Raw genomic sequence first — 17,947 nt, 5'->3', positions numbered from 1 at the left:
ACAGCTAAATTAGACAGAGCTCAATGCTGTTCCGGTACTGCCAAGGTGGACTGGGTGAAAGGCCTGTCGGACCGCTTGCGTCTCAGGGGAGCCCGAGGAGCTTGTGGGTCTGCACGCTCAGTCGCCAGCGCGGGTGTTGCATGCAGTAGTCGATGGCCCGGCGCGTATTCTCTTTCAACTCCGGGCCGTCCATGGGCTGTAGCAGGAAATGCCGGAACCCGAGTCCCTCCAGATTCGCGGGTTCGATGCCGGCTTGCGGGAAGACCAGCTTGAGTTCATCCCCTTGCCTGAGCACCAGATCGGCACCCGCCTTGGGGCTGACGCAAAGCCAGTCGATTCCGGCCGGTGCCGCCAGGGTGCCGTTGGTTTCGACCGCCACTTCGAAGCCCTGACCATGCAAGGCGTCGATTGCAGCTTCGTCGAGCTGAAGCAACGGCTCACCGCCGGTGCAGACCACCAGCTTCGGCCCCTGCGCTTCACGGGGCCACCTTCGGGCGACAGCCGTCGCCAGCGACTGGCCATCCGCGAACTTGCCGCCGCCCGGTCCGCCCGTGCCGACGAACTCGGTATCGCAGAACTGGCAGATGGCCGAGGCACGATGCGCCTCCCGGCCCGACCACAGGTTGCAGCCGGCAAAGCGCAGGAACACCGCCGGGTGGCCGGCGTTGAGCCCCTCGCCCTGTAGCGTATGAAAGATTTCGCGCACGGTGTAGGTCATGGCACGAGCAGTCCGCGGTCGTCCGGTTGGCGACACAGTAGCGCACCGCAGCCGGGCGTGGACAGTACGTCGATCCGACTCAGGCCCGGCAGGTCAGCGGACATCTCCGCATCGATATAGGCGGCAATCGATGCCGCATCGTTATCGGTCAGTTGGGGATTTTCGTAAAGCGGCCGGTGGTCGAGCGCGCGAAAGACCGGGTCGAAGCGGCGTTTGACGTCGCCGTAGTCGTAGACCCAGCCCATGACCTCGTCGAGGCCGCCCGAAAGATGCAGGCGCGTGGTGAACGTGTGGCCGTGAATCATCCGCCGCGGATCGCCTTCCGGCGCCCGGGTGAGCCGGACCGCGCTGTCAAAGGACATCGACTTCCAGATACGCCAGCCCTGGCCGTCGAAGTGGCAGCCAGCCAAGTCCGTTTCCATGACGGTCACGCCGGCAAGGCCGGGCAGCACATCCGTTATGCTTTGCCAGATCCATTGGGCCAGCACTTCACTGGTCGGATTTTCCAGGCCGGGCAGGTCGTTGAGGCATGTGAGGTGCAGTTGGCGGTGCAGCGGATCCCAGGCATCTGCAATGTCCCGCTGCGCAGTCCGGCTGTCGGCTTCTGGATCCAGGGCGGAGAACAGGACGACCTCGAAACCGTGCCCGTGCATGCGGCCGCACTTGTGGCCGGCGGGCACGTTGGGCAATCGGTGGGCGGCTTCCAGCCGGAAGCGCTGCCAGGCAAGGCGCGACCCTTCAGGCCGTACGATCGCGCCGCGATCCGGCGCGCTTTGTAATGCCAGTCCGGCCGTGCCCGACAGCCCGGATCGATCCAGCAGCCACTCGGCAACGCTTGCGTCACAGGGCTCCGGGATCCGGTCGTTGAGCAGACTGTAGTCGAGTACGGTCGTGGTTTTCCCGAGGCAGTCATTCAGCCATTGTGTTTCGATTCCCGGGAATCGGGGCCGACAGGCCGAGCGCGGCACGACGATGCGTGCCCGGAATCCATGGCCGTGAAGCGATTTCTCGGGGCCTGTGCTGGGCAGATACCGCGCCGCCTCGAAGGGCCGTAGGGCCGTAATGAAGAGCGAGTGGGGATTCATGGCAGGCTTTTGGCGGCGAGAGATTCTGGGCGCCGACGCTCTGGTTCAGACTGGAAACGAGGGCAGCTATCGAGCGAGAGCATTGTAGGATTTTACGACCAAAATCCAATGCAAGGCGAAACCGTTTGTATGAATCGGGGTAGAAACCGATTGATTACTGGCTTGTTGAGTCAGAGACGGTTCGTTTATTCTGGAAATCGTCGTGATTAGAAGGTGGAGCGGCAAACCATGAATGTGAGACTCTCGGAATTGAGCGTGGAGGACAAGATCCAACTGGTCGAGGATCTCTGGGATAGCATTTCGGAAGATCAGGCAAAGCTTGAGCTCAGCCCGAATCACAAGGCACTGCTGGATCGTCGCCTGGACCAGTTTGAGCTCGATGGTGATGTTGGTCGACCCGTTGCTGAAGGCATTTCTGATATACGCAAGCGCCTGTGAGGCTGCCTGTTTACCTTCGTGCTGAGGCCGAAGCCGACCTCGAGGACGCTGCAGGCTGGTATGAACGGCAGCGATCAGGGCTGGGTGGTGAGTTTCTTTCGGAGGTCGAGCGAACTCTGGATCTCATTCAGAGCAATCCCGAAGCATTCTCCGCGGTATATCGTGGAACCCGACGTTCGCTGGTTCGCCGGTTCCCGTTCGGCGTTCATTACCGGATCATACAAGATCGCATTCTGGTGTTTGCGGTGATGCATGTCAGTCGAAACCCCGAGCGTTGGAAGGGGCGCGGTGCATGACCCCGTGCTGGGGTCACTCTCAAGGTTGGGTTTAGAGCCGGGCGTCCAGGGTGGGCACAATTTGGGCCCAGAATGGGCACGGGTGCCCAAATGCCACCTGGGCTTGCAGCGCTGGGAGTTGCGTAATTGCTTGAAAAATAACCGGAAACGAATGGTGGCTACGGGTGGACTTGAACCACCGACACCAGCATTATGAATGCTGTGCTCTAACCAACTGAGCTACGTAGCCACAAGCGAGCCGCGTATTTTTTCCGTTTCCTCGGATAAAGTCAAGCGCCGGAGTTGCTTGACGCCGGTTTATTCCGGCATGGCCTGACCGAACTCGGCCTCGAAGCGCCTGGCGATCTGCGCCGGGTGGAAGTCGTGATTCTGCGGCCCGGATTCGGCGATCTTCAGTGAGCCGAGAACGGCGCCGAGCCGGCAGGCATCGGCCGGATCCCATCCGCGCTCCAGGCCGTAGAGCAGGCCGGCGCGGTAGGCGTCGCCGCAGCCGGTGGGGTCGGTGATCTGCTCCGGCTTGACCGCTGGAATGTGCGTTTTGCCTTCGCCCGTCCACAATTCCGAACCGTCGCCACCGAGGGTGATGACCAGGCCGCCGTCGAGCCGCGAGGTGATGTCGGCATGTTCCCAGCCGGTTTTCTTCTTGAGCATTTCCCATTCGTAGGAGTTGACCGCCAGCCAGTCGGCATTGGTAATCATGCGCTGCAGCTCCTCGCCGCTGAAAAGCGGCAGGCCCTGGCCGGGGTCAAAAATGTGCGGAATGCCGGCGGTACGGAACTGCTCGGAATGATCCAGCATGGCCTGCTTGCCGTCGGGCGAAACGATGCCGAAGTCGATGTCGTCGTCCTCGGGCACGGGCTGGCAGTGGGCCTCGCCCATGGCGCCCGGGTGGAAGGCGGTGATCTGGTTGTCGTCCAGGTCGGTGGTGATATAGGCCTGCGCGGTCCAGTGGTCGCCGAGGCAGCGCACGTAGTCCTGGTTGATGTCGAGCCGCTCGAGGTGGCGGGCATAGTCGTCGAAGTCCGGGCCGACGGTGGCCATGGGCAGCGGATCGCCGCCGAGTTTGCGCAGGTTGTAGGCGATGTTGCCGGCCGTTCCGCCGAAGTTGCGATGCAGCTCGGGCACCAGGAATGCGACGTTGATCATGTGGGTCTTGTCGGGAAGGATGTGGTCCTTGAAGCGTTCCGGAAAGACCATGATGTTGTCGTAGGCCAGCGAGCCGCAGATGAGCACGGACATGAGATTGCCCTCGGATAGTCGGTGAGTGAGCGGCGCATTGTAACCAATCGTCGGCGCGAAGCCCCGAGAATTCGGGCTTTCACGAATTTTTACGGTTGCCGGAAATGCCCGGCATTGCTACATTAGTCGGTCTTTTGCAACGCTGACAGGCGACTCCCCCTAAATCATGTTCAAGCGACTCCGCGGTATCTTCTCGAATGACCTGTCCATCGACCTGGGCACGGCCAATACTCTGATCTTCGTGCGCGGGCAGGGCATTGTGCTCAATGAGCCGTCCGTGGTGGCCGTGCGCATGGAGCGCGGTCCCGGCGGACCGCAGGAAGTCGCGGCGGTGGGCACGGAAGCCAAGCAAATGCTGGGCCGAACACCGGGCAATATTCGCACCACCCGGCCACTGAAGGACGGCGTCATCGCCGACTTCAACATGACCGAGCAGATGCTGCAGCACTTCATCAAGAAAGTGCACTCCTCGCGCTTCCTGCGGCCGAGCCCGCGCGTACTGGTCTGTGTGCCGTGCTCGTCGACCCAGGTCGAACGCCGGGCCATCAAGGAGTCGGCCGAAGGCGCCGGCGCCCGCGAGGTTTTCCTGATCGAAGAGCCCATGGCCGCGGCCATCGGTGCCGGTATCCCGATCCACGAAGCGCGCGGCTCGATGGTGCTCGATATCGGCGGTGGTACCACCGAGGTGGCCGTGCTCTCGCTCAACGGCATCGTCTATTCCAGCTCAGTGCGCGTGGGCGGCGACCACTTCGACGAGTCCATTACCAACTACGTGCGACGCTCCTACGGCACGCTGATCGGTGAGTCCACGGCCGAGCGCATCAAGATGGAGATCGGCTGCGCCCACAAGCAGGATGATCACAACGAGATCCAGATCTCGGGCCGAAATCTCGCCGAGGGCGTGCCCAAGATGATCACGCTCAACAACCAGGAGGTGCTCGAGGCGCTCAGCGAGGCGCTGTCGAGCATTGTCGGGTCGGTCAAGACGGCGCTCGAGCAGACGCCTCCGGAACTGTGTGCCGACGTCGCCGAGACCGGCATCGTGCTCACCGGCGGCGGCGCGCTGTTGCGCGGCATCGACAAGTTGTTGATGGAAGAAACCGGCCTGCCGGTGATCATCGCCGACGATCCGCTTACCTGTGTGGCGCGCGGCGGTGGCCGGGCGCTCGAACTGATGGATGAGAACAAGGGCGATTTCTTCTTTGCAAGCTGACCGGCTCCCTGACTGGGGAGACCCGAGGGAATTGTGACTCCAGGCGGCGGTTCATGGCCTGCGACGATCGACGGCGAGGCGGCCGCCCGCATTGCCCGGCTGATGTTCTACGGCCTGCTGTCCATCGTGCTCATGACCCTGGACTACCGGGGCGGCTATGTTGATTCACTCCGCGGTCTCGCCTGGCGTGCCCTGGAGCCGGTCGTCCTGGCCGTCGAGGCACCGTTCGGCCTGGGCCAGCGTCTCGGCGAGGAAATGCGCGCCCGTCACGAATTGATGGATCGCATTGCCGGGCTCGAGCGGCATCTGCGAGAGACGCAGGCCGAAGTCGCGCTGCTCGAAGAGCTGCGCGACGACAATCGGGAGTTGCGCGCGCTACTGGAAGCCTCGCAGCGCGTCGCTCCCCGGTTCGAGACCGCCGAGCTGATGAACATCGATCTCAATCCCTGGTCGCATCGGGTACTCATCAACCGAGGCCGCCGCGACGGATTGACCGCCGGTCAGCCCGTGATGGATTCGCACGGGGTCATGGGCCAGGTTGACGAAGTGGCGTTCAGTACCGCGCAGGTCATCCTCATCTCCGATCCCGACCACGCCCTGCCGGTGCGCGTCCAGCGCACGGGCCTGCGCACGGTGGCCTACGGCTCCGGCCGCATCAATCAATTGCGCTTGACCGACCTGCCGATGAACGTCGACCTGCAGCCCGGTGACGTCCTGGTGACCTCCGGACTCGGCGGTGCTTTCCCTCCCGGGTTGCCGGTCGCCGAGGTGGAGTCGCTGTCGCGCCCGGTCGGCGAGGCCTTTGCCCGGGCCGAAGTACAGCCCCTGGCCCGGCTCGACCGGGCACGACACGTGCTGGTGGTCGATTCTCCCGAACCCGATTCCTCGCCCGCATCTTCGGATGCGGCGGATTCGGGCAATGCCGAGGAGAATTCGGATGAGGCCGGCGATGAGCCCAACGGGTCCGTCGAAGAGCCGGCGGCGGAAGCGACGCCGTGAACAGGAAAAGATTCGCCAACTGGACTCTGGGTGCCTCGCTGGTGGCCGTGTTGCCCTTGACCCTGATGCCCCTGCCCGAAGCCATTGCCGACGCAAGGCCTTACTGGGCGGCGCTGGTGCTGATTTACTGGAATCTCGAAGCCGGCCGGCTTCGGTATCTCGGCCAGGCCTTCATCGGCGGCCTCGTGCTCGACCTGCTGACCGGCTCCCTGCTGGGTCAGCATGCCCTGAGCCTGGTCATCATCAGTTATCTGACCGAACGCTTCCGCTACCGCATTCGTTTCTTCCCGCCCTGGCAGCAGGCGGCCGTGGTCATGTTGTTGTTGTTCAACGACCGAATCGTGCAGCTGTGGACCATCGGCCTGGTCGGTGATCAGTGGCCGGCCTGGCAGTGGTGGATGGCGCCCGTGGTCGGCATGCTGCTGTGGCCGTGGCTGTTCCTGTTGCTCGATGCACTGCGACAGCGTGAGCGCCGCCGCGGGCCATGATCAGCGATTCCCGGACAGGCGGCATGGGCGATTCCCGAAGCGCGCTGGCGCTGGTGAATCGCCGCTTTCAGGTCCTGCTCGTGCTAATGCTGGCCGTACTCGGCCTGCTGGTCCTGCGCCTTGGGCTGCTGCAACTGGGAGACCATGAGCAGTTCGCGGCACGCGCCGACGAAAACCGCATCAGCCTGCGCGCGCTGCCGCCCAATCGCGGCCTGATCGTCGATCGTCAGGGCCGGGTCCTGGCCGAGAACCGCCCCGCCTACCGGCTGGTGATCGTCCCAGAACGCGCCGACAACCTCGAGGACACGCTGGCCCGGGTGGCCGACCTGGTGCCGGTCAGCGACGACGAGCGCCGGCGCTTCGACCGGCAAAGAATCCGCTCACGACCGTTCGAGTCCATCACGCTCAAGAGCAACCTCGACGCCGAAGAGGTCGCCCGGTTGGCGATCCATCGCCACCGGATGCCCGGTGTCGACATCGAGCCCTATCTGACGCGCCATTATCCGCACGGCGAGCTGTTTTCCCATCTCGTCGGCTATGTCGGGCGCATCGACGAGAATGATCGCGAACGGCTCGACGCCGACCGCTATCGCGCCACCACCCATGTGGGGAAGACGGGGATCGAGCATCAGTATGAAGGGCGCCTGCACGGGCGTGCCGGCTTCGAGCGCGTCGAAACCAACGCACAGGGCCGGGTGCTGCGCGTGCTCGAACGCTCCGATCCGCGGCCGGGCGAGGATCTCCGGCTCAATGTCGACCTCGACGTCCAGCGCGCCGCCTACGAGGCGCTCGGCGATTTTGCCGGGGCGGTCGTGCTCATGGAAGCCGAGACCGGCAAGGTGCGTGCACTGGTCAGCAAGCCCGGTTTTGATCCCAACCTGTTTGTCCACGGCATCAGCCACACCGATTACGACCGGTTGCTGGGGCATTACATGCGCCCGCTGTTCAACCGGGTACTTTCCGGGGGTTATGAGCCGGGCTCCACGGTCAAGCCCTTCATTGCCATGGCCGGCCTGCAGGCCGGCGTGATCAGTCCCGAGACGGAAATCTTTTCCAGTGGCCAGTACCGGCTGCCCGGACACAGTCGCACTTACGGCGACTGGAAGGAGGGCGGCCACGGACTCGTCGACCTGGAGCTGGCGCTGGCCGAGTCGGTGAACGTCTATTTCTACAAGCTGGCCGTCGAACTGGGTATCGACCGGATTTCGCGCGAACTGGCATTGTTCGGTTTCGGTCGTCGCACCGGGCTGGATCTGCCCGGGGAAAACAGCGGCATCCTGCCCACGCGGTCCTGGAAGCGGGCCACCTTCAACCAGCCCTGGTTTCCGGGAGAGACGGTGATTACCGGGATTGGCCAGGGTTTTACCGTGGTCACCCCGATCCAGCTGGCCCACGCCACGGCCGCCCTGGCCGGCAAGGGGGAAACGGCCACGCCGACTCTGATCGGTCAGCGCGAACCGGTGCAGATGGTGCGTCACGACGAGAGTCAGTGGCAGGCGGTCCACGAAGGCATGGAAGCGGTGATCCACGGCCCCAGGGGTACGGCGCGGGCCGTTGAATCCGGGCTCGATGTGCGCATGGGCGGAAAAACCGGAACGTCGCAGGTCTTCGGACGACCGTTCGATGCCGAGGAAGTCGACGATCGCGAACAGGACGAACTGCCCGAGTTCCTGCGCAACCACGCGCTCTTCACCGGTTTCGCCCCAATCGATGAGCCGCGCCTGGTCGTCACCGTGGTCGCCGAGCACGGCGGCGGCGGTGCCAGTGTGGCCGCACCGATTGCCGCAACGGTCCTGAATGCTGCCCTCGAGGCCGGGCTGTGACTTCGATGTCGAATTCCTTTCTGATCGGCGGTCTGACCCGGCTGCGGCTCGATCCCTGGCTGCTGGGCCTGCTCCTGCTGTTGATGGCGTTCGGCAGTCTCGTGTTGTATTCGGCGACCGAACAGAGCATGGCGCTGGTCTGGCGGCAATGGGTTCGAATGGCCGCCGGGCTGGGTGTGATGCTGTTCGTCGCGCAACTGCCGCCGCGCCTGCTCAAGGCCTGGGCACCGGCGTTGTTCGTGGCCGTGATCCTGCTGCTGGTGGCGGTCGCCTTTTTCGGCGTCGGGCGCGGCGCACAGCGCTGGCTGGATCTGGGCCTGATGCAATTCCAGCCTTCGGAAGCCATGAAGCTGGCGCTGCCGCTGGCGTTGGCCGCGTTGATGCATCGCAAGCCGCTGCCGCCGGACTGGCGAACCGTGCTGATCGCCGCGATGCTCATCGGCGTGCCCGTCGGGCTGATCGTCATCCAGCCCGACCTGGGCACGGCCGTGCTGGTGGGTATGAGTGGTGCCTGCGTGCTGTTCCTGGCCGGACTGCGCTGGCGGCTGATCCTCGGGCTGGGTACGCTGCTGGCAGCGGCTGCACCGCTAATCTGGCTCAACCTGCACGAGTACCAGCGCAATCGCATTCGAACGTTCCTCGATCCGGAAACCGATCCGCTGGGTGAGGGCTGGAACATCATTCAGTCGGAAATCGCCGTCGGTTCCGGCGGCCTGTCGGGCAAGGGCTGGCTGGAAGGCAGCCAGTCGCATCTGGAATTCCTGCCCGAACCGCATACCGACTTCATCTTTGCGGTGCTGGCCGAGGAGTTCGGTTTCATCGGCGTCGTAGCGTTGCTGATCCTCTACGGTGCGATCATTCTTCGCGGCATGCACCTGGCCAGCCAGTGCCGGGACGCTTTCGGGCGCCTGCTCGCCGGGGCGATGATCTTCATGTTCTTTGTCTACCTTGCGGTCAATGTCGGCATGGTCTCCGGCATTTTGCCCGTGGTTGGCGTGCCGCTGCCCCTGGTCAGTTACGGCGGCACCTCGGCGGTGACCATGCTGGTCGGCTTCGGGTTGGTGATGGGGCTGTACAGCCGAAGAAGGTTCATGGGATAGAATTCCCCCTGGTAGCGGGGCCAAACTTTTTCTTTACTCCGCCCTCTATATTCTCGAGTGAATTCCCTTTAATAAAAGAGTGATAGACGACGATGCTGCGATTTGCCTTGCTTGCCATGGCCCTGACGATGACTGCGGCAGCCGCTGCGAGCGAGAGTGAAGAGCCGCATCCGGGCGCGGCGGCATTCGTTGATCGTGTCGTTGCCGAATACGGACTGGACCCGGAAAAGGTACAGGACGTACTGGGTGATGCGACCTACCAGCAGTCGATCATCGACGCCATCACGCGGCCGGCCGAGAGCAAGCCCTGGCACGAGTACCGCAAGATCTTCATCACGCCCACGCGCATCAGTTCCGGCGTGGAGTTCTGGCGTGCCAACGCCGATCTGCTGGCCGAGATCACCGACCGCTTCGGTGTGCCGACCGAGGTGATGGTCGCCATCGTCGGTGTCGAGACCAGCTATGGGCTCAACACCGGCAGCTATCGCGTCATCGATGCCCTGGCGACCCTGGGTTTCTACTATCCCAAGCGGGGCGAGTTTTTCGCCGACGAGCTCGGGCACTTTCTGCGCCTGGCCGAGGAAGAAGCCCTGCCGGTAAGCGAGGTACGGGGTTCCTATGCCGGCGCCATGGGCGTGGGGCAGTTCATTCCTTCCAGCTATCGCGCGTATGCCGTGGATATGGACGAGACCGGCAAGCGTGATCTGTGGCGCTCCCTGCCCGATGCGATGGGCTCGGTGGCCAACTACCTGGCCACGCACGGCTGGCGGGCCGATGAGCCGATCGCGCTGCCGGCCGAACTGTCCGGTGAGCCCCCGCAGAAGGATTTTTCGCTCAAGCCGGCGCATACGCTCGACGAGCTGGCCGACATGGGGGTGCAGTTCGATGCCGGCGACCTGCCCGGCGACACCGAGGCGACGCTGGTCGAGCTCGAGCAGGCCGAAGGGCACGAGTACTGGGTGGGTCTGAACAACTTCTACGTCATCACCCGCTACAATCGCTCGCCGCTGTATGCCATGGCCGTCACGCAGCTCGCCGGCGAAATCCGGGAGCAACGCCAATGAAGGGCCTTCGCGCGCCGGTCCTGTTCGCCTTCGCCCTCGTGCTGGTTGCCTGCGGCCGCGAAGCGGTGCGCGAGGCGCCCGACGGCCCGCCGTCGGAGCGGCTCGATCCGGACCTGATCGAGCGACCCGATCCGCAGCCGGAACCGCGTAGCGCCTATGGCAATCACAGCCCGTACGAAGTCCTGGGCCGCCGCTATCGCGTCATGGACAGCGCGGCAGGCTATCGCGAGCGCGGTACGGCTTCGTGGTACGGCACCAAGTTCCAAGGCCGCCCGACCTCCTCGGGCGAGCCCTACGATCTCTATCAGCTCACCGCGGCACACCGCACGCTGCCCTTGCCGACCTGGGTGGAGGTGACCCGCCTCGATACCGGCGATAGCATCGTCGTGCGCGTCAACGACCGCGGGCCCTTTCACCCGGATCGCATCATCGACCTGTCCTGGGCGGCCGCCAGCGAGCTGGGCATGACCGAACGGGGTACCGCCCCGGTCGAAGTCCGGGCGATCACGTTCGACAACGGTCCCGGCCATACACCCCGGCCGGCGCGCGTGCCGGTCTACGTCCAGGTGGGCGCCTTTTCCGAGCGCGAACGCGCCCACCGGGTCGTGAATGACCTTGAACGCGCCGGAATCGGACCCATTGACTCCGAACGCACGCGCACCGACGCCGGCCGCCTCTGGCGCGTTCGACTCGGACCGATCGACGAGGTCGAGCGTGCCATCGCCCTGGTCGACCGTGTCGCCGAGCTCGGCCTGGGCCGGGCCCGTTACGTTTATCCTTGAGATTTGCTCATGAATCCTGTTCCAAGAATCGCCCAATCCATTCTGCTTGCCGGCCTGCTGTTGGCCGGTGGCCCGCTTGCGAACGCCCAGTCGCCCGTGCCAGCGGCGCCGTCGGTGGGCGCGACCAGTTACGTGCTGGTCGACTTCCACAGCGATACCGTGATCGCCGAACGCGAGCCCGACGCCCGCGTCGAGCCGGCTTCGATCACCAAGATCATGACCTCCTACGTGGTGTTCTCCGAAATCGCCGAGGGCAATCTCTCGCTCTCGGATGAAGTGCTCATTTCGGAGAAGGCCTGGCGCACCGAAGGATCGCGCATGTTCATCGAGGTCGGCACACGGGTGACCGTCGAGGAACTGCTCAAGGGCGTCATCATCCAGTCGGGCAACGATGCCTCGGTGGCCCTGGCCGAGCATGTCGGCGGCTCGGAAGAAGTATTCGCCGAAATGATGAACGAGGCCGCCCGCAATCTCGACATGTCCGGCACGCACTACGTCAACGCCACCGGCCTGCCGCACGAGGAGCAATACACCACCGCCCGCGATGTGGCGCGGCTGGCCGATGCCCTGATCAGCCGGTTTCCGGACTTCTACGCCTGGTATTCTGAGCGCGAGTACACCTACAGCGGCATCCGTCAGCACAACCGCAACCGCCTGCTGTGGCGTGATCCCTCCGTCGATGGATTGAAAACCGGCCATACCGAGTCGGCCGGCTATTGCCTGGTGACTTCGGCCATGCGCGACGGCATGCGCCTGATCAGCGTGGTCATGGGCACCGACAGCGAGGATGCCCGTGCGACTGCCAGCCAGGCCCTGCTCAACTACGGCTTTCGCTTTTTCGAGACCTACCAGCTCTACGCGGCCGACGACGAGATCAGCGTCGAGCCGATCTGGAAGGGCGAGGCCGACGAGGTCTCGCTCGGCGTCGACCGCGACCTGTTCGTGACCATTCCGCGCGGCCGTTACGACGCGCTCGAAGCGCGGCTGGAAGTCGAGGGCACCCTGACCGCACCGCTGGCCGAGGGCGAACAGGCCGGGCGCGTGGTGGTTTCGCTCGACGACAACGACCTGGCCGACCGCCCGCTGGTGGCGCTCGACGGCGTGGAGCAGGCCGGCTTTTTCGGGCGCAGTATCGACGGCTTCCGGATGTGGGTCGGCGGGCTGTTCGGCGGCGATTGATGGCCGAAGAACAGCACAGCCCCCTGGAATTTCCCTGCCGCTGGCCCGTCAAGGCCATGGTGACCGCCGGCGAGGATTCGCTGCGCGAGGTATTGGGCGTGATCGCGCGCCATGCCGAGCTGCCCGAGGACCGGGACGTCAGGATCCGGCCCAGCCGGCACGGGCGCTATGAAAGCATTACCGTGGTCGTCGAGGCGCAGTCGCGGCGGCACCTGGAAATCATCTACACCGAGATGCGCGCGCTCGATGTGGTGAAGATGACGCTGTAGGAAGTGTTAAGTGTTCAGTGTGAAGTGTGAAGAAAAGGATGCGTCTGTCGTCCCGGGCTCGATCCGGGACCTCGCACTCATCGGCTGCGCCAGCGTGCGAGATCCCGGCTCAGTGGCCGGGATGACAGGGGTCAGGGGTCAGGATGAATCACGGCATGGATGAATTGACTGTGCGCTGGCTCGGTCGCCAGCCTTACGAGCCCGTTTGGGAGGCAATGAAGGCATTTACCGATTCTCGCGATGCCGATACGCCCGACGAGTTGTGGCTGGTCGAGCACGACCCGGTATTTACCCAGGGCCTGGCCGGCAAGCCGGAACACCTGCTCAATCCCGGCAATATTCCCGTCGTCCAGACCGACCGCGGCGGGCAGGTGACCTACCACGGGCCCGGCCAGGTCGTGGCCTATCCGCTGCTCGATATCGAGCGCAAGGGCGAGAGCGTGCGCTGCCTGGTCGACCGCCTGGAGCAGGCGGTCATCGACGTGCTCGCGGAAATGGGTGTCGAAGGCGGCCGGCAGGCGGGCGCGCCGGGCGTGTTCGTGGACGCCGCCAAGATCGCCTCGATCGGCCTGAAGGTTCGCCGTGGCCGCACCTACCATGGCCTGGCATTCAACATCGACATGGACCTGGCGCCGTTTTCGTTGATCAATCCCTGCGGCTTCAGCGGCCTGTCCATGACCCAGGTCGTCGACCAGGTGGGTACGACCGACTGGCAGGACATGGCCGGCCGCCTGGTGACGGCGTTTTGCTCACTGATGGGTTACCATCCGGTGACAGGTGACAGGCCCGTTATCGACGCAGGCCAAACTTCCACCGCTTGATCCGGTCATATCCGATATGAATATCAACTCGATCAGAATCTCTCTCGTTTCCGTACTGGCCGCGCTCGTGGTCGGGGCGCTGCTGTTGCAGCAGCCCGCAACGCCGGCGAACGCCGCCGCTGAGTCCGCCGTCTCCCTGAGTCCGGAGACCAAGCACCGCTTCGCCAGCCGGCTGGCGTCGCGCTTCATGACCAGCTATCACTACCGCAGCCCGGAACTCGACGAAGCGTTTTCGCAGCGCGTGTTCGATCAGTACCTGTCGGCACTCGATCCCAACCGCATGTACTTCACCGCCTCCGACGTAGAGGCGCTCTCGGAGTACCGCGATCACATGGCCGATACCGTGCGAACGGCGGATCTCGAGCCGGCCTACGACATCTTCAACCGCTATGTCGAGCGATCCGAAGAGCGCATTAGCCACGCGCTGAGCCTGCTCGAGCAGGACTTCGATTTCGACGTCGACGAGGACTATCGCTTCGATCGTTCCGAGGCCCCCTGGGCGGAAAGCGACGAGGAGCTCGACGAACTCTGGCGCAAGCGCGTCAAGAACGACTGGCTGCGTCTCAAGCTGGCCGATCAGGATGAAGAGGAAATCGTCGAGACGCTGAGCGAGCGCTACGAGAATCTCCGCCGTCGCATCAACGAGTTCAACAGCGAGGAAGTGTTCTCGTTCTTCATGAACGCCTTCACGCGCTCGATCGAGCCGCACTCGTCCTACATGTCGCCGCGCACCTCGGAGAATTTCGAGATTTCGATGCGCCTGTCGCTCGAGGGTATCGGCGCCATGCTGCAGCGCGAGACCGAATACACCACGGTGGTGGAAATCGTTCCCGGCGGCCCCGCGGACCTCGATGGTCGTCTCCAGCCCGGTGATCGCATCGTCGGTGTCGGACAGGGCGAAGACGGCGAGATAACCGACGTGGTCGGCTGGCGCCTGGACGACGTCGTCGACAAGATCCGGGGTGAGCGCGACACCGTGGTTCGCCTGGAAGTGCTGCCGGCCGAGACCGGCATGAGCGGCCCCCCGGACGTCATCCGGATCGTGCGCAACGAGGTCAAGCTCGAGGAGCAGGCCGCCAGCAGCGAAGTCATCGAGCTGCCCGACGGCGACGGCACCCGCCGCATCGGCGTCATTCGCGTGCCCGTGTTCTACGTCGACTTCGAGGGCCGCTCGCGCAACGAACCCAACTACCGCTCGAGCACGCGCGACGTGCGCAAGCTGATCAACGAACTCAAGCAAAAGGACGTCGACGGGCTGGTCGTGGACCTGCGGGGCAACGGCGGCGGTGCGCTGATCGAGGCCACCACCATGACCGGCCTGTTCATCGACACCGGGCCGGTCGTGCAAGTGCGCGACTCGCGCGGCAAGCTCGAACTCAAGAGCGACAACGAGCCGGGCATGGCCTGGGAAGGCCCGCTGGGCGTGCTGGTCGACCGGCGCAGCGCCTCGGCTTCCGAGATCTTCGCCGCCGCCATCCAGGATTACGGCCGCGGCGTGGTCATCGGCGAGCCCACCTTCGGCAAGGGCACGGTCCAGAACCTGATCGATCTCGACAACATGGCCCGCGACGAAGACACCAAGCTGGGCCAGCTCAAGCTGACCATGGCGCAGTTCTACCGCGTCGTCGGCGGTTCGACCCAGAACAAGGGCGTGATTCCCGACATTCGCTTGCCCACCCCCGGCGACCCCGATGAATACGGTGAAAGCGCCCTGGACTTCGCCATGCCCTGGGCGCAGATCGAGCCGGCCGACTTCGAGCCGGTGGCCGATCTCGATCCGCTGATCGAACTGGCCCGGCATCGCCACGAGATGCGGCTGGAGTCCGACGAGGAACTGGTCGAACTGGCCGAGGACATGGCCGAATGGGAAGCTGACAGCGAGCGCAAGACCATCTCGCTGCTCGAATCCGAGCGTCGTGAGGAAATGGAAGAGGCCGAGGAACGGCGTGCCGACCGCTTCGGCGCCCACGACGGCGTTGCCATGGCCGATGACGCCGAAGAGTCCGATGGAGCGTCACAAGATGCCGCCGCTGAAGGCGAGGAAGACGGCGCCGAGGCACAAGACGAAGGCGAAGAGGAAGAGGAAGACGAGGATCTCTACCTCGAAGAGACGGTCCGCATTCTCAGCGACCTGATCGACCTGGACCAGGAGCGTCTGCTGGCGCATCGCCAGACGCAGTAGGCGGTCGTGGCTCCCGGCGCTTCCTCCGCGTCCGACCTCCGGCCTGAATGAGCGCGTCACCCGCGACGGTGGCGCGCGTGGCGGTCCCCGTGCCGCTGCCGCGCCTGTTCGACTACCTTCCCGTTCCCGACCATCCCCTGCCGCCGCCGGGCAGCCGCGTGCTGGTGCCCTTCGGGCGCCGCCGCCTGGTCGGGCTCGTGTTCGAGCACGGTGCGCCCGACGCGCAATCGCGCGGTGCGTTGCGAGCGGTGGAGGCGGTGCTCGACGAGGCGCTGATCGGGCACGACCTGCTCGAGCTGATCGACTGGTGCGCCCGCTACTATGTCTTTCCACCCGGCGAGGCCGTCAACCTGTTGTTGCCCGGCGCGCTCAGGCGCAGCAAGGGCTTTCGCCCGCCGCCGCCCGCGGCCTGGGAACTCACCGAGGAGGGCCGCCGGGCCGATCTTTCGAGGGCGCCCCGGCAGGAGAAAGTGCAGCGCTGCCTGCTCGAGGGTCCGCTCGAGCGCGCCGAGTTGATGGCGCGCAGCGGTGCGGCCAGCGACATCATTCAACGCATGGCCCGGGACGGTTACCTGGGCGCGCTCGATCGGCCCCCGCCGCCGACGCCCGTCGAAGGTCCGGCGCTCAACGACGAACAGCGCGCCGCCCTGGCGGCCGTGTTGCACCATCGCCGGCGCTTCAGCGCCTTCCTGCTCGCCGGCGTGACCGGGTCGGGCAAGACGGAGGTCTATTTGCAGGCGGCGCGCCACATCCTCGAGAGCGGCCGGCAGGTGCTGATCCTGGCCCCGGAGATCGGCCTGACGCCGCAACTCGTGCGGCGCATCGAATCGCGCCTGGGTGAGACCGCCCACCTCTATCACTCCGGGCTGAGCGAGGGCGAGCGCCTGGCGTGCTGGCGCGCGGCCCGCTCGGGTGCCGCGCGCGTGATCGTGGGCACGCGCTCGGCGGTGTTTCTGCCCCTGGCCCGGCCCGGTCTGATCGTGGTCGACGAAGAACACGATGCCTCCTTCAAGCAGGGAGAAGGCGCCCGCTACCATGCACGCGACGTGGCGGTGCTGCGCGCCCGCTTGGCCGACATTCCGGTGGTGCTCGGCACGGCGACACCTTCCCTGGAGAGCCTCCATAACGTCGATCAGGGCCGCTACCGGATGCTGCGCCTGGCGCGTCGGGCCGGTACCGCTCGCCAGCCGCGCTGGCGGATCGTCGACCAGCGCGGTTCGCGCGCCAGCCTGGCGCCGGAGCTGGTCGAAGCCATGCGCCGCCACCTGGGCGAGGGCGGCCAGGTGCTGCTGTATCGCAACCGCCGTGGTTATGCGCCGGTGCTGATGTGCACCGAGTGCGGCTGGCAGGCCGACTGCGAACGCTGCAGCGCGCACCTGACCTATCACCAGGGTCGCGGCAGTTTGCAGTGCCACCACTGCGGCAGCCAGCGGCCCGAACCGCGGCGCTGCCCGGATTGTGAATCACCCGAGCTGGTGGCGCTGGGTGCGGGCACCGAACGCCTGGAATCGCAGGTGGCGGGGTTGTTTCCGGAGGTGCCGGTTCACCGGGTCGATCGCGACGCGATGAGCGGCAAGCACGAGTTTCACGATCTGCTCGAGCAGGTCCGCAAGGGCGAGCCCTGTGTTCTGGTGGGCACCCAGATGCTGGCCAAGGGACACCACCTGCCCGGCGTCACGCTGGCGGCGGTACTGGATGTCGACCAGTCGCTGTTCAGCGCGGATTTCCGTTCACCCGAGCGGCTCGGGCAGGCTGTCGCCCAGGTGGCCGGAAGAGCCGGCCGGGGCGACCGGGATGGTGAGTTCATGCTGTTGACGCGTCACCCGGAGCACCCCTTGCTGGAATCACTGGGGCGGGGCGACTACCTGGCCTACGCGCGACCGCTCCTGGAAGAGCGCGTGCAGGCGCAACTGCCGCCGGCCAGTGCCCTGGCCATGCTGCGGGCCGAGGCGCACCAGGCCGAACCGGCAAGGCGCTTTCTGATCGAAGCGTCCAGGTTGCTTTCGGGCGGTGATGTCGAGGTAATCGGGCCGCTGCCGGCCATCCTGGCGCGCCGCGGCGGCTACTGGCGATTCCAGCTGTGGATTCAGGCGTCCGGCCGGGCGAGGCTCGCCAATCGACTGAGCGCGCAACTGGCCGCGTTGCACGAACTACCGGGCGCGCGCCGCGTTCGCTGGCACGTGGATGTCGATCCGCTTGACCTGTAGGATCAGGGCTGGAGCCTCTCGCTTGCAAAAAGCACCCTGATGAA

The 17,947-nt window shown here is 65.1% G+C and carries 17 protein-coding genes and 1 tRNA gene; 14 read left to right on the top strand and 4 right to left on the bottom strand.

The window, feature by feature from the left end:
• Positions 1–82: 82 nt before the first annotated feature.
• Together queE and DZK26_RS06455 are read right to left on the bottom strand one after the other, a co-directional pair.
• Complete coding sequence (queE, locus tag DZK26_RS06460; RefSeq protein ID WP_116898233.1) at positions 83–718, bottom strand: 7-carboxy-7-deazaguanine synthase; 636 nt, start codon at positions 716–718, stop codon at positions 83–85.
• The gene (locus DZK26_RS06455; RefSeq protein WP_116898232.1) at positions 715–1,803 is read right to left on the bottom strand and encodes a 6-carboxytetrahydropterin synthase; all 1,089 of its coding nucleotides are present in this window, start codon (positions 1,801–1,803) and stop codon (positions 715–717) included. Before DZK26_RS06455 ends, queE begins: the two co-directional genes overlap by 4 nt.
• Before the next feature lie 228 nt (positions 1,804–2,031).
• Here DZK26_RS06455 and DZK26_RS06450 point away from each other — a divergent pair, with 228 nt between their 5' ends.
• A complete protein-coding gene (locus tag DZK26_RS06450; RefSeq protein ID WP_116898231.1) occupies positions 2,032–2,241 on the top strand; it encodes an addiction module protein in 210 nt (69 codons plus the stop codon).
• On the top strand, positions 2,238–2,537 hold the full coding sequence (locus DZK26_RS14725; protein ID WP_116898230.1) for a type II toxin-antitoxin system RelE/ParE family toxin: 300 nt from the start codon (positions 2,238–2,240) through the stop codon (positions 2,535–2,537). The genes DZK26_RS06450 and DZK26_RS14725 overlap by 4 nt, the downstream gene beginning before the upstream one ends.
• 152 nt (positions 2,538–2,689) lie before the next feature.
• Here DZK26_RS14725 and DZK26_RS06440 read toward each other — a convergent pair.
• Positions 2,690–2,766 (bottom strand) — tRNA-Met (locus DZK26_RS06440).
• A 68-nt stretch (positions 2,767–2,834) separates the two neighbouring features.
• Entirely contained in the window at positions 2,835–3,776 is a 942-nt protein-coding gene (locus tag DZK26_RS06435; protein WP_116898229.1) for a carbohydrate kinase family protein, read from the bottom strand.
• A 166-nt stretch (positions 3,777–3,942) separates the two neighbouring features.
• Here DZK26_RS06435 and DZK26_RS06430 point away from each other — a divergent pair, with 166 nt between their 5' ends.
• The 12 genes from DZK26_RS06430 to DZK26_RS06375 all read left to right on the top strand — a co-directional run bounded on the left by DZK26_RS06430 (position 3,943) and on the right by DZK26_RS06375 (position 17,903).
• Entirely contained in the window at positions 3,943–4,989 is a 1,047-nt protein-coding gene (locus DZK26_RS06430) for a rod shape-determining protein (RefSeq protein WP_116898228.1), read from the top strand.
• A gap of 33 nt (positions 4,990–5,022) precedes the next feature.
• The gene (mreC, locus tag DZK26_RS06425; protein ID WP_147306657.1) at positions 5,023–5,988 is read left to right on the top strand and encodes a rod shape-determining protein MreC; all 966 of its coding nucleotides are present in this window, start codon (positions 5,023–5,025) and stop codon (positions 5,986–5,988) included.
• Positions 5,985–6,476, top strand: a complete 492-nt coding sequence (gene mreD, locus DZK26_RS06420; protein ID WP_116898226.1) for a rod shape-determining protein MreD — start codon at positions 5,985–5,987, stop codon at positions 6,474–6,476. The genes mreC and mreD overlap by 4 nt, the downstream gene beginning before the upstream one ends.
• Before the next feature lie 23 nt (positions 6,477–6,499).
• Positions 6,500–8,299, top strand: a complete 1,800-nt coding sequence (gene mrdA / locus DZK26_RS06415) for a penicillin-binding protein 2 (protein WP_116898225.1) — start codon at positions 6,500–6,502, stop codon at positions 8,297–8,299.
• 5 nt (positions 8,300–8,304) lie between these two features.
• Positions 8,305–9,399 (top strand): rod shape-determining protein RodA, encoded by a 1,095-nt coding sequence (gene rodA / locus DZK26_RS06410; protein ID WP_116898224.1) that lies wholly within the window; start codon positions 8,305–8,307, stop codon positions 9,397–9,399.
• 92 nt (positions 9,400–9,491) lie between these two features.
• Entirely contained in the window at positions 9,492–10,463 is a 972-nt protein-coding gene (gene mltB / locus DZK26_RS06405) for a lytic murein transglycosylase B (protein WP_116898223.1), read from the top strand.
• Positions 10,460–11,245: a septal ring lytic transglycosylase RlpA family protein gene (locus DZK26_RS14655; RefSeq protein ID WP_116898222.1), complete on the top strand. Its 786-nt coding sequence runs from the start codon at positions 10,460–10,462 to the stop codon at positions 11,243–11,245. Before mltB ends, DZK26_RS14655 begins: the two co-directional genes overlap by 4 nt.
• Positions 11,246–11,254: 9 nt before the next feature.
• Entirely contained in the window at positions 11,255–12,424 is a 1,170-nt protein-coding gene (locus DZK26_RS06395) for a D-alanyl-D-alanine carboxypeptidase family protein (protein WP_116898221.1), read from the top strand.
• A complete protein-coding gene (locus DZK26_RS06390; RefSeq protein ID WP_116898220.1) occupies positions 12,424–12,693 on the top strand; it encodes a YbeD family protein in 270 nt (89 codons plus the stop codon). The genes DZK26_RS06395 and DZK26_RS06390 overlap by 1 nt, the downstream gene beginning before the upstream one ends.
• A gap of 155 nt (positions 12,694–12,848) precedes the next feature.
• Positions 12,849–13,514 (top strand): lipoyl(octanoyl) transferase LipB, encoded by a 666-nt coding sequence (gene lipB, locus DZK26_RS06385; protein WP_116898219.1) that lies wholly within the window; start codon positions 12,849–12,851, stop codon positions 13,512–13,514.
• Between the two features lie 16 nt (positions 13,515–13,530).
• The gene (locus DZK26_RS06380) at positions 13,531–15,696 is read left to right on the top strand and encodes a carboxy terminal-processing peptidase (protein WP_116898218.1); all 2,166 of its coding nucleotides are present in this window, start codon (positions 13,531–13,533) and stop codon (positions 15,694–15,696) included.
• 47 nt (positions 15,697–15,743) lie between these two features.
• A complete protein-coding gene (locus DZK26_RS06375) occupies positions 15,744–17,903 on the top strand; it encodes a primosomal protein N' (protein WP_116898217.1) in 2,160 nt (719 codons plus the stop codon).
• Positions 17,904–17,947: the final 44 nt, after the last annotated feature.

It is taken from the genome of Wenzhouxiangella sp. 15190 (assembly GCF_003417465.1).
GTDB lineage: Bacteria > Pseudomonadota > Gammaproteobacteria > Xanthomonadales > Wenzhouxiangellaceae > Wenzhouxiangella.
This window is presented reverse-complemented; position numbering and strand designations above follow the sequence as displayed.

Bases quoted from the DNA above. Each gene is read 5' to 3' on its own strand.
- DZK26_RS06375 (WP_116898217.1), top strand. From the start codon at position 15,744: ATGAGCGCGTCACCCGCGACGGTGGCGCGCGTGGCGGTCCCCGTGCCG.
- rodA (WP_116898224.1), top strand. From the start codon at position 8,305: ATGTCGAATTCCTTTCTGATCGGCGGTCTGACCCGGCTGCGGCTCGAT.
- DZK26_RS06395 (WP_116898221.1), top strand. From the start codon at position 11,255: ATGAATCCTGTTCCAAGAATCGCCCAATCCATTCTGCTTGCCGGCCTG.
- DZK26_RS06435 (WP_116898229.1), bottom strand. From the start codon at position 3,776: ATGTCCGTGCTCATCTGCGGCTCGCTGGCCTACGACAACATCATGGTC.
- DZK26_RS06455 (WP_116898232.1), bottom strand. From the start codon at position 1,803: ATGAATCCCCACTCGCTCTTCATTACGGCCCTACGGCCCTTCGAGGCG.
- DZK26_RS14655 (WP_116898222.1), top strand. From the start codon at position 10,460: ATGAAGGGCCTTCGCGCGCCGGTCCTGTTCGCCTTCGCCCTCGTGCTG.
- queE (WP_116898233.1), bottom strand. From the start codon at position 718: ATGACCTACACCGTGCGCGAAATCTTTCATACGCTACAGGGCGAGGGG.
- mrdA (WP_116898225.1), top strand. From the start codon at position 6,500: ATGGGCGATTCCCGAAGCGCGCTGGCGCTGGTGAATCGCCGCTTTCAG.
- DZK26_RS06430 (WP_116898228.1), top strand. From the start codon at position 3,943: ATGTTCAAGCGACTCCGCGGTATCTTCTCGAATGACCTGTCCATCGAC.
- DZK26_RS06450 (WP_116898231.1), top strand. From the start codon at position 2,032: ATGAATGTGAGACTCTCGGAATTGAGCGTGGAGGACAAGATCCAACTG.
- mltB (WP_116898223.1), top strand. From the start codon at position 9,492: ATGCTGCGATTTGCCTTGCTTGCCATGGCCCTGACGATGACTGCGGCA.
- lipB (WP_116898219.1), top strand. From the start codon at position 12,849: ATGGATGAATTGACTGTGCGCTGGCTCGGTCGCCAGCCTTACGAGCCC.
- DZK26_RS06390 (WP_116898220.1), top strand. From the start codon at position 12,424: ATGGCCGAAGAACAGCACAGCCCCCTGGAATTTCCCTGCCGCTGGCCC.
- DZK26_RS06380 (WP_116898218.1), top strand. From the start codon at position 13,531: ATGAATATCAACTCGATCAGAATCTCTCTCGTTTCCGTACTGGCCGCG.